General features: G+C 64.6%; 9 protein-coding genes. 5 read left to right on the forward strand and 4 right to left on the reverse strand.

The window, feature by feature from the left end; genetic code table 11:
* Positions 1 to 3 precede the first annotated feature (3 nt).
* Positions 4 to 1416, forward strand: a complete 1413-nt coding sequence (locus ABID41_RS16005; RefSeq protein WP_354298064.1) for an exonuclease domain-containing protein — start codon at positions 4 to 6, stop codon at positions 1414 to 1416.
* A gap of 362 nt (positions 1417 to 1778) precedes the next feature.
* Here the strand turns inward: ABID41_RS16005 and ABID41_RS16010 are convergent, their stop codons facing one another.
* The 3 genes from ABID41_RS16010 to ABID41_RS16020 all read right to left on the reverse strand — a co-directional run bounded on the left by ABID41_RS16010 (position 1779) and on the right by ABID41_RS16020 (position 4492).
* Positions 1779 to 2687, reverse strand: a complete 909-nt coding sequence (locus ABID41_RS16010) for a HEPN domain-containing protein (protein WP_354298065.1) — start codon at positions 2685 to 2687, stop codon at positions 1779 to 1781.
* 150 nt (positions 2688 to 2837) lie between these two features.
* On the reverse strand, positions 2838 to 4148 hold the full coding sequence (locus tag ABID41_RS16015; protein WP_354298066.1) for a type II toxin-antitoxin system HipA family toxin: 1311 nt from the start codon (positions 4146 to 4148) through the stop codon (positions 2838 to 2840).
* Complete coding sequence (locus ABID41_RS16020) at positions 4145 to 4492, reverse strand: helix-turn-helix domain-containing protein (protein ID WP_354298067.1); 348 nt, start codon at positions 4490 to 4492, stop codon at positions 4145 to 4147. Before ABID41_RS16020 ends, ABID41_RS16015 begins: the two co-directional genes overlap by 4 nt.
* A 1175-nt stretch (positions 4493 to 5667) precedes the next feature.
* Here ABID41_RS16020 and ABID41_RS16025 point away from each other — a divergent pair.
* From ABID41_RS16025 to ABID41_RS16035, 3 genes are read left to right on the forward strand one after another with little or no spacing between them, the layout of a single operon-like run.
* A complete protein-coding gene (locus ABID41_RS16025; protein WP_331929848.1) occupies positions 5668 to 6102 on the forward strand; it encodes a MarR family winged helix-turn-helix transcriptional regulator in 435 nt (144 codons plus the stop codon).
* Entirely contained in the window at positions 6099 to 7532 is a 1434-nt protein-coding gene (locus ABID41_RS16030; RefSeq protein WP_354298068.1) for an MFS transporter, read from the forward strand. Before ABID41_RS16025 ends, ABID41_RS16030 begins: the two co-directional genes overlap by 4 nt.
* Before the next feature lie 59 nt (positions 7533 to 7591).
* Positions 7592 to 8017 carry an OsmC family protein gene (locus tag ABID41_RS16035; RefSeq protein ID WP_354298069.1) on the forward strand — a complete coding sequence of 142 codons (426 nt, stop codon included), beginning with the start codon at positions 7592 to 7594 and terminating at the stop codon, positions 8015 to 8017.
* Here ABID41_RS16035 and ABID41_RS16040 read toward each other — a convergent pair.
* A complete protein-coding gene (locus ABID41_RS16040; RefSeq protein WP_354298070.1) occupies positions 8014 to 9366 on the reverse strand; it encodes a dicarboxylate/amino acid:cation symporter in 1353 nt (450 codons plus the stop codon). The genes ABID41_RS16035 and ABID41_RS16040 overlap by 4 nt on opposite strands.
* Before the next feature lie 345 nt (positions 9367 to 9711).
* Here ABID41_RS16040 and ABID41_RS16045 point away from each other — a divergent pair.
* A partial coding sequence (locus ABID41_RS16045) for a flagellin (RefSeq protein ID WP_435530021.1) occupies positions 9712 to 10002 on the forward strand: 291 nt, incomplete at its 3' end.

A 10002-nucleotide genomic window follows, 5' to 3' on the forward strand; every position in this document is an offset into this window, starting at 1 on the left:
GGAATGGCGGGCTTCGTCTTCTTCGACACCGAGACGACGGGCCTACGGCCAGGCTGGGACCAGATCGTCCATGTCGCGGCAATCCGCACTGACGGCGACCTCAACCCCACGGGCCGTTTCGAGATGCGATGCCGGCTCCAGCCCCACGTGGTGCCGCACCCCATGGCGCTGCTCACCAACGGCCTGCCGATCGCCCAGCTCTGCGCCCCCGGATTGCCATCACACTATGAGATGGTCTGCCGGCTGCAGCGTCAGCTTGCAGCGTGGTCGCCAGCGATTTTCGTCGGCTACAACTCGATCGGGTTCGACGAGCACATGCTGCGGCACGCCTTCTTCCAGTGCCTGCACGAGCCCTATCTCACGAGCAGCCCAGGGAACGGGCGCGCCGACGCCCTGGGCCTGACCCTGAGCGCTTGGGCCCTGCCGCCGCATTGCATCACCTCCCCGCTCGCTCCTACGGGTCGGCCCGTGTTTAGGCTCGGCGAGATCGCGGCCGCGAACGGCCTTCAGCAGGCGAAGGCCCACGACGCCATGTCCGACGCGAACCTGACCCTCGACCTGTGCCGGTTGATCCGGGATCGCGCCGACGATGTCTGGCAGCGTTTCGTTCGTTTCTCCACCAAGGCCGCAGTCCGACAGTTCATCGAGGCCGAAGACGGCTTCGTGCTCACCGAGTTCTTCGGCAACCAAGCCTACCACCGCCCGGTCGCGCTGTTGGGCCAGACACCTGGCAACCCAAACGGTCGGCTCTGCATCGACCTGGCGATCGACCCCGACCGCTGGGCCGGCATGAGCGACGACGAGATCCGGGCCGAAGTCGCGCGCAAAGGCGGTCCGATCCGCCGCTTGGCCATCAATGGCGCGCCGACCCTGACCGCCATCTGGGACGCGCCGGAGGCCCTTCTTGACGGCACGGAGCCGGACCTCGCCGAGGACCGCGCCCGGCGGTGGTCCACGGCGCCGAACCTCCGGGATCGATTGATCGCCCTCTACACCGCTTCATGGTCCGAGCATGAGCCGTCGCCACATCCGGAGAATCGACTCTACGCGGACGGCTTCCCCGGCGACGACGACAAGGAACGGCTGATCGCTTTCCACGACGCCGGGCGGCAAGAGCGACTTGAAATTGTCGCGGGCTTGGCCGATCCGCGGCTAAAGGTCTTTGGCCGCCGCCTGATCCACAGCGACCACCGGTCTTGGCTCAACGACCAAGACCGGCTTGCGGGAGACATCGATCTAGCTGAACGGCTCATCGAGGATCGCGCCGGGGCCTTCACGCTCGGCCAGGCCCTTGCGGAAATTGATCGGCTCTCCGCGGAGGGGGCTCCCGATCCGCTGGGTCTCCTTGCAGACTATCGGGCCTGGGTCGTCACACGCGCTGCTCGCGCCACTGAGTTCCGCGCACGTTACGCCTGACAGCACCCGGTTCGGCGCACATCTGCCCGTCGCCGGGCAAGGACGTGAGGGCGGCGCCGACATCAACCTTGCCAAGCTCCGCTTCCACTCAGGACTTCGCCGTGGCCGTCGATGCTAGGCAGGGCGCCAACTAGCGGACCTTCCGAACTTCTCGTTTGAGCCCCAGGCGGTTTATGTGTCCTGCACCCCGCTCCATGCCCGGAAGCGGACATGGCGATCGACCGCAACGAGCCCAACCCGGTCGTCGGCGCCCGCTCAGGGTTTGATGCCTTGAAGCGGACACCGCGATAGACCGCTTAGAGCCCCCCACTCCGACCAACCAAGGGGCAGCACCGGTGAGAGCCGACAATGTGACGGTAACGTCAGTCTTTAGGCCTGATCGTCGCCAGATAGGCCTCGCAGCGCATTTGAACCCGCTGCTGGAGGTCGCTCACGCGGTCGATCAGCCAAGCCAGTTCCTCGACGGTGATGACATAGTGCGAGGAGAAGCGGGCCTCGACATAGGCCCGTCGCAGAAGCTCCCAGCAGCGCTTCTCGAACCGGCTGCTGCGCGGCCAGACCGGGATCAGCCCCGGCTCCACCCGCTCAGCCTGAGAACGCAGGAAGTTCAGATTGTGCGACTTGGTCGAGTGCAGCGTCATGGTCAGCAGGACGCAGTGGTAGAGACGCTCAGCCGCTTGGTGGAGGAGGAAGGCGGCAGAATTGTATTGATGCCTCGCCGCGCCATCCATTCCATATTGAAGGAACTCACCAGAGCTCGGAAACCAGGTGTCGAAATTGGCCTTGGCTTCTGCATAGGCCTCTTGCGGCGAGAGCCTGGCCGGCTTGGCGAAGGGATGATCGGGGGCTTCGTAGAGCGCCACGCCTTCGCGCACGATCTGGGTGAAGAACGGCCGGCCGCGGGCGAGCTGATGGTTCACGTCCGAAAGCGAGTGGACGATGAAGTGCGCCGGGGCGGTCAGCTGGTGGGCGATCTCATAGGCCTGCAGCAGGTGCTGGTCGGCCTCCATCCAGTACTCGGCGGTGTCGGTCAGCTCATCGGCGTTGACCACCACCAGGAGATCGTAGTCGGACTTATATCCGCCGACCGGATCGTCCACCCAGTCGCCCCTGGCGTAGCTGCCAAACAGCAGCACCTTCAGGATGCGACCCTGCTTGCGCGCAGACGACCTGCTCCGAGTGGCGTCCTCGAACTCCCGGAACAGGATCTCGAGCACCCGCGCCAGTTCCTGGCGCTTGCCCTCAGGGAGATGGTCGAGGCTGTCGTTCATGAGCTCAGCTTAGCCGAAAACCGCAACCGAGGGGTGATTTGTGCGCCACGGCGCGCCACATGCACAAATCCCCATGGCCCTCGCCCATTCGGGGCCGGGAGGCGGCCGGGGCGACATCGCTGGAACGGGCGGTCAGGTGGGATGCTGTGGCTACGCCTTGGGAATGGCCAGTCTGTGAGTCCGGCCAATGTCTTCGATCCAGCTTGGCGTCACCTGGTTTGCCTCCGCGGTCTCGGGCCAGGCCTCCACAGCGACACGCACCTGATCGAGTAATCCAGGAACCCGCCGCGGATTGAGCCCTGCGACGCCAGCGCACTGGCGGAAATCATCAACGGTAAATCCATCTCGCTTTCCGTTGACCGACATCTGATGCTGGTTCGTCCAGACGCCGCTAGGATTATAGGACCAGGTAACGTCATAGGCCGGCGACAACCTCCACTCCCCAGAGCGGTCCATCAAGAAGGCGATGTTTTTGACGTGGTCGTCTTGGTTGCGGGCTACCACGTTAAACAACATGCGCAGGAATTGCTGTTCCACCTGAGCCTTGGGAAGCCCCAGTTGGTTCATGACCAGAAAGGCCTGCTCGTATCCATAGAGGGTGGGCTCATTGAAATCGAAGTGCGCCAGGGCGGCTAGCGACTGCATATGAAGCTTTCCACCGCCAGCTGTGCGGTCGAAGCGCTTCGTCATGAAGTGGCGGCGCCCCCCCTCCTCCAGAAGCCGTGTCGCCGGCATCTCGATGCCCGCCTTTGCCGCAAGTTGCGCATAGACATATTCGACCGCGCCATAGCCCTGTGGATCGGCTAGGTCCTTGTCGGCGTTGTTGCTGACCCCATCGAACTTGATGAGCCAGTACTCAAAGCCATCCCCTGCCGGCGCCTGACCTGACCGAATTTCGTGCGTAGCTGGGTTCCAGGCGATGACCGCCTTGGCGCGCGCGCCGCCGGCCGAGGTCCCAACCCGCAGAATCTCGCCCAGAGCAGCCTCCTCCCCACCGTTCGCAAAAGACACTTTCAAGCCTTCGCGTTGACTCAGTACGCGAGAGGCCAAGCTGACGAGCGCTGCGACATCTAGGGGTTCGGACGCCGCCGGGGCGGCTCCGGTGGCGGGCCGAAACTCCATAGCGCCCATGCCCCGTGCGCCGGTGTAGCAAAGGCGCTCGACGGCATTGAAGCTGTCGGGAGTACGGTTTTGGCTGGCGAGCCATGCATCAATCAGGGCGTTGCCATATTTGTCCGGAAGGGCATCGGCCAGGAGCCCTGGCAGTCCGTGGAACGAGCGTTGCGCCAAGCCTGGAAATCGATACGGCTGTAGCGCTAGCGGCATCGTCAACGGCGCCACCTGGATTCCGCTTCCCAGGAAGTCGGGATCGTATTGGAAACTGGCGAAGGCATCGCCATCGGCCAAGGCGACCGCGCCGATGCGCGTCCCCCACAGCCATACCTCGGCCAGGGTGCTCACGTTTCGTCGCCCCACTTGAAGCCACTCTTGGCGGCCGGCCGCTGGTTTCGCGAAGCGCGTTTTCGCCGCCCTCCGCGAATATCCAACTGCTCGATCGGACTGGGCTGCACCTGAGGCGCGACGAGATCCAATCCCGCCAAAAGCTCGAGCGCCCGCAGCACCCGAACAAACGTCGTCATTTGGGCCGAGGCGCCCGCTTCGAGCCTTTGCAGGGTTGGCCGTGAGATGTCTGCGAGGGACGCCAATTCATCCTGGGTGAGATTGCGCTGCAACCGAGCATGCTCGACCCGCTCTCCCAGTTCCTTGAGGATGGCCTTATCGGTCACCCCACGTTGAATCTTCATAGCATCAATCCTGATGCGCTATGCCTGATTTATCGGCTTATAAATCAAACTCGATGCATTGTCATTAGATATCAATCTTGATGCATTAATTGCGATTTTCCAGATAACGCATCAATTTTCATGCCTCCATCCGCAATACGGCAGTCGGTCACACCGTTCTGCTCCCTACGCCCGATGAGGTCGCAGAACGCTACGGAGATGTGGCCTGCAAGGCCGCCTCCAGATTTCGTTCCGCCGCTAAACGATCGATGAAGGACACTCATTCGGCGCTCCGTCGCATCCCAATGGCCGGCGGAGTTAGGTCCCTAAGATGCGTCGCGGGCGCCCCATCCCTGGCACATCCTGAGTGGCTGAGACACCGCTACCCAAGATGATCGCCGACGCGACGCTCAGCACGGCCTGCGCGAACTGCTGCGCCGCCTCAAGGGGTGTTCTGGCCCTTGTCCCGCCCTCAACTCGTTCGTCCCGCAAACAAGCTTGGCCTTAACACGCCCGCCACCGATCATCACCCCAGGGGCAGCGCCGATCGAGCTTGCCCGGCAGCCACCGGCGGGGCGCGTTAAGCCCGCTCCAGCGCGCGCTGAATGGCTTCGGCTCCTTAGCGATCACGGTTAGGAGGATACGTGCAGTTGCTTCAGGCCTACGACGGTGCTGTTCCCAATCACGAACAGCCGCCACGGTAAAGCCAAGCGAGCGGCGAACTCGGCCTGGGAAGGGCTATGGTCGATCTATACGGCAGCGCCGCCGGCCAGGTCTCGAAGTCCGCACGCCTCATTCCACGGGGTGACCGGATACAATAGCGCGGCGCGCAGAGCTGAGCGCGCCGCGAGGGTCCGGCCTGGCGGGCGAAAGCGGTCCGCGATTGAGCCTATCTGCGGCGTCGCTTGGCGGTTCGTAAGATTCTGCCGCTCCGCCGCGCCCGGATTTCCTCGTGCAGCATATCGGCCAGGTCCAGGACCTGATCGCACGAGAGGCGGCGGGCGACGCCGCGCACTTCCTCCTGAAGCTGCTCCATTTGCATCGACGGCAAGCCCTGTTCGGAACCCATGGCTTCAACCTTGTGACTGCCCCACTCGCCTTAACGACGAAAACCGCCCGCCGTTCCCGCGAACCGCGCGTTGACCTTTCCCAACACGCCACATAGATAGTTCGGCGACCTAACTATTCGAAGACCGATGGATTCGACCGACCCCTTCATCCTGGCCGACGGATTGCGGGCGCCTCTTTTGCGCCTGGCCCGTCGCTTGCGTCAGGAAGCCCAGCGCGTGGGCTCGTCCGCCCTCGACGGCCTTTTGCTCGGCCACATCGGCCGAAACCCCGGCGTCGGCGTTTCGGAATTGGCCGACGCCGAGCAGATGTCCCGTCCGAGCATGAGCGGCCATGTCAAGCGCCTTGAGGCGGTCGGATGGATCGTCCGCGACCAAAGTTCCGAAGATGGCCGCCGTTGCGGCTTTCGGATCACCCCGGAAGGCATGGCCCAGCTCGGCGCCATCCGGCAGACCCGCAATGACTGGCTGGCGGCGCGCCTGGCGCGGCTGGACCCGCAATCCCGCCAGGCCCTTCTCGCCGCCCAAGGGCCCCTTCTTGAACTGTTGAGCCTCGAACCATGAGCCCCATCGACCCGCCCCTGGAGGACGAGGCCCGATCCGCAGCAGCCCGCGGCTGGCTGATCCCGGCCATCATCGGCTCGGCCATGCTGATGCAGACGATGAACGCGACGGTCATCGCCAACGCGCTGCCGACCATGGCCGTGGCGCTCGACGAAAGTCCGCTGCGGCTGAACATGGCCATCACCATGTACCTGCTCGCCTCGGCGGTTTTCCTGCCGATCAGCGGCTGGGTCGCCGACAAGTTCGGGGCCAAGAAGATCTTCATGCTGTCGATGGTGCTGTTCGCCGCCTCCTCGGCCGCCTGCGGTTTCGCCAACAGTCTGACGGACCTCGTGATCGCCCGGATATTCCAGGGCATGGCTGGGGCGATGATGGGGCCGGTGGGCCGCCTCGTCCTGCTGCGCACCACGCCGAAGGAAGAGCTGGTAGGGGCCATGTCGGTCATGACCATGCCCGCCCTGCTCGGCCCGGTGATCGGCCCGATCGTCGGCGGCGCCATCGTCACCTTCGCCGACTGGCGCTGGATCTTCTTCCTGAGCACGCCCGTGGCCGCGGTCGGCGTGCTGCTGGTCATGAAGTTCGTCCCCGATGTCCGCGAACAGGAGGTGGCGCCCGTCGACCTGAAGGGCGCCCTGATGACCGGCCTGGGGCTCGCGGGCCTCATCTTCGGCTTCGAGAACCTCGGCAAGGCCGTGCTGCCGCCGCTCGGCGTCGTCGGCCTCTTCGTGGGCGGCGCCGGCATGCTCTACCTCTACTACCGCCACGCCCGCGGCAATCCGTCGGCGATCCTCGATCTCTCGGTGTTCCGCATCCAGACCTTCAACGCCTCGGTGACCGGCGGCGCCTTCATGCGGGTCGCCATGGGCGCGACGCCCTTCATGCTGGCCATGCTGCTGCAGGTGGGCTTTGGCTTGTCGGCCCTGCAGGCCGGCCTGATGACCTTCATCTCCGCGGCCGGCGCCCTGGTCATGAAGACGACCGCCCCGCCGATCCTGCGCCGCTTCGGCTTCCGCACGGTGCTGATCGTCAACGGCCTGATCGTCGCCGTCAGCTTCGTCTCCTACGGCCTCTTCAAGCCGACGACGCCGCACTGGCTGATCATGACCATCCTCGCCATCGGCGGCTTCTTCCGCTCGCTGCATTTCACCAGCCTCAACGGCCTGGCCTACGCCGACATCGAGCAGGACAAGATGAGCCGCGCCTCGACCACCTCGTCGATGATGCAGCAGCTCGTTCAGTCCATCGGCATCGGGCTCGCCGCCCTGCTGATGCACTTCTTCATGACCCTGCGCGGCGACACCAAGCTGACGGCCGAGGCGGTCTCCCCGGCCTTCGTGGTGGTCGGGCTGTTCACCCTGATCTCGCTGATCTTCTTCGTCAGGCTGCCCCCAAATGCGGGCGACGAGATGAACGGTCGCGGCGTACGTTAAGCGGGCAAGGTTCGTAAACCTGCGATAGCCTGTGGCCTCCACACAAGGAGGCCACAGGTATGATCCGCAAAGCGCGCGCCGTCTGGCGCGGTACCGGTCGTGATGGTGACGGCGATCTCACCACCGACTCCGGCGTGCTCAAGTCCTCGCCCTACAGCTTCAAGACCCGCTTCGAGAACGAGCCGGGCACGAACCCCGAGGAACTGATCGCGGCGGCCCATGCGGGCTGCTTCACCATGCAGCTCGCCTTCCTGATCCAGCGCGCCGGCGCCGCCGCGGAGAAGCTGGAGACTGAAGCGGCGGTGTCGGTGGTTCCCGACGGCGAGGGCTTCAAGATCGATCGGTCGGCCCTCACCCTGAAGGCCAAGGTGCCCGGAATGGATCAGGCCAAGTTCGAGGAACTGGCGCGGACCGCCGAGAAGGTCTGTCCGGTCTCGCGTCTGATGAACGCCGAGATCACCCTTGATCTGACACTGGAAGCCTAAGCTGCCGGCGTGGGCGAGGCGGCCAGATCCCGGTCGATCTCGCCCACCGCCGCGTTGTAGGCGTCGAGATCCAGGATGCCCTGCCGCTTGGCGACGATCGTCGGGACCAGCGCCTGGCCGGCGACATTGGTGGCGGTCCGTCCCATGTCGAGGATCGGGTCGATGGCCAGCAGCAGCCCGACCCCTTCCAGGGGCAGGCCCAGCGTCGACAGGGTCAGGGTCAGCATGACCACCGCGCCGGTCAGGCCGGCGGTAGCCGCAGAGCCGATGACCGACACGAAGACGATCAGCAGATAGTCGGTCAGCTCCAGCGGGACGTTGTAGAACTGCGCCACGAAGATCGCCGCGACGGCCGGATAGATCGCCGCGCATCCGTCCATCTTGGTGGTCGATCCCAGCGGCACGGCGAAGGCGGCATAGGGCTTGGGAACGCCGAGCGCATTCTCGGTCACGGCCTGGGTGACCGGCAGGGTTCCGATGGACGAGCGGGACACGAAGCCGAGCTGGATCGCCGGCCAGGCGCCCCCGAAGAATTTCAGCGGATTGAGCCCGTTGGCCAGCAGCAGGCTCGGATAGACCACCAGCATCATCAGTGCGAGACCGACATAGACGGCGATGGCGAAGGCCCCGAGCTGGGAAAGCGCGTCCCACCCATAATGCGCCACCGCCGTGCCGAAGAGGCCGATGGTGCCGACCGGGGTCAGGCGGATGACCCACCAGAGGATCTTGCGCACGATCGCCAGGGCCGAAGCGTTGAAGGTCAGGAACGGCTCGGCGGCCGGGCCGGCCTTCAGGGCGGCCACGCCGAAGACGAGCGAAATCACCACGATCTGCAGGACGTTGAACGACAGGCCCGTCTGGGCGCCGTCTTCACCGAGGGTCGTCGCAGCCTGAAGTCCCAGCATGTTCGACGGCACGAGCCCGGTCAGGAAATCGAACCAGGAACCGCGTACGTGCGGCGCCTCGGCGGCCGCGGCCGCCACGGTCGTATTGACCCCCGGCTGCAGCAGCAGGCCCAAGGCGACGCCGATGCTGACCGCGATCAGGGCGGTGAACGCAAACCAGAATAGGGTCCGCCAGACCAGCGCCGCGGCGTTCTGAAGTTCGCGCAGGTTGGCGATGCTGGCCACGATGGCGGTGAAGACCAGCGGCGGCACCAGCACCCTCAGAAGCTGGACGAAGATCGATCCGGCCTGGCCGAGAGCTTCGGACAGGCTGTGGCCGGGCCGCCCGACCTCGGTCCCGAGATGGCGTGCAAGCAGGCCCAGCGCCAGGCCCAGGACCATGCCCGCCAGCACCTGGAAGCCGAAAGAGCCGACCAGTCCGCCCTTCTTGCTCGCCTTCGCCATCGATAACTCCTACTCAAGCTGTCGGCGAACATGTTGATGACGCAGCGCTTTCGCCAGCGGTTTGAGCTCTTTTTGCAGTTAGAAAAACTGAAGACGCCGGCAGATCTCAGCTTTTGTGGCGGCAATTTCTACCGGGTCGACTCTGCAGCTTTTGCCCTGGCCGCTAGGCAGAATTTACCATCCGCCCGGTTGGGTCGACTGAGCGGCGCGGCCATAAAACCCTGCTAAATCAGTGAAACGGCGGCCGGCTCGAAAACTGGCCCGAGCCTTGCTTGGCGTCCTGCAGGCAAAACGCCTCCGGCAGTCAAAATGACGCCGGTCCCTGAGAAAAAGGACCCACGTGCTATGGCGCTGAATTCCGTCAACACGAACCAAGGCGCGATGATCGCGCTGCAAAACCTCAACGCGACCAACAAGGACCTTGGCGTCGTTCAGAACCGGGTGAACACCGGCCTGAAGATCTCCACCGCCAAGGACAACGGCGCCATCTGGGCCATCGCCCAGAACCAGCGCGCCGAATCGACCTCGCTCAACGCCGTCATCTCGTCGCTGCAACGCGGCCAGTCGGTGGCCGACGTGGCGATGTCGGCCGGCACGGCCATCTCCGACATCCTCGTTCAGATGAAGGAAAAGGTC

The sequence above is a fragment of the Phenylobacterium koreense genome (assembly GCF_040545335.1).
Taxonomy (GTDB): Bacteria; Pseudomonadota; Alphaproteobacteria; order Caulobacterales; family Caulobacteraceae; genus Phenylobacterium; species Phenylobacterium koreense.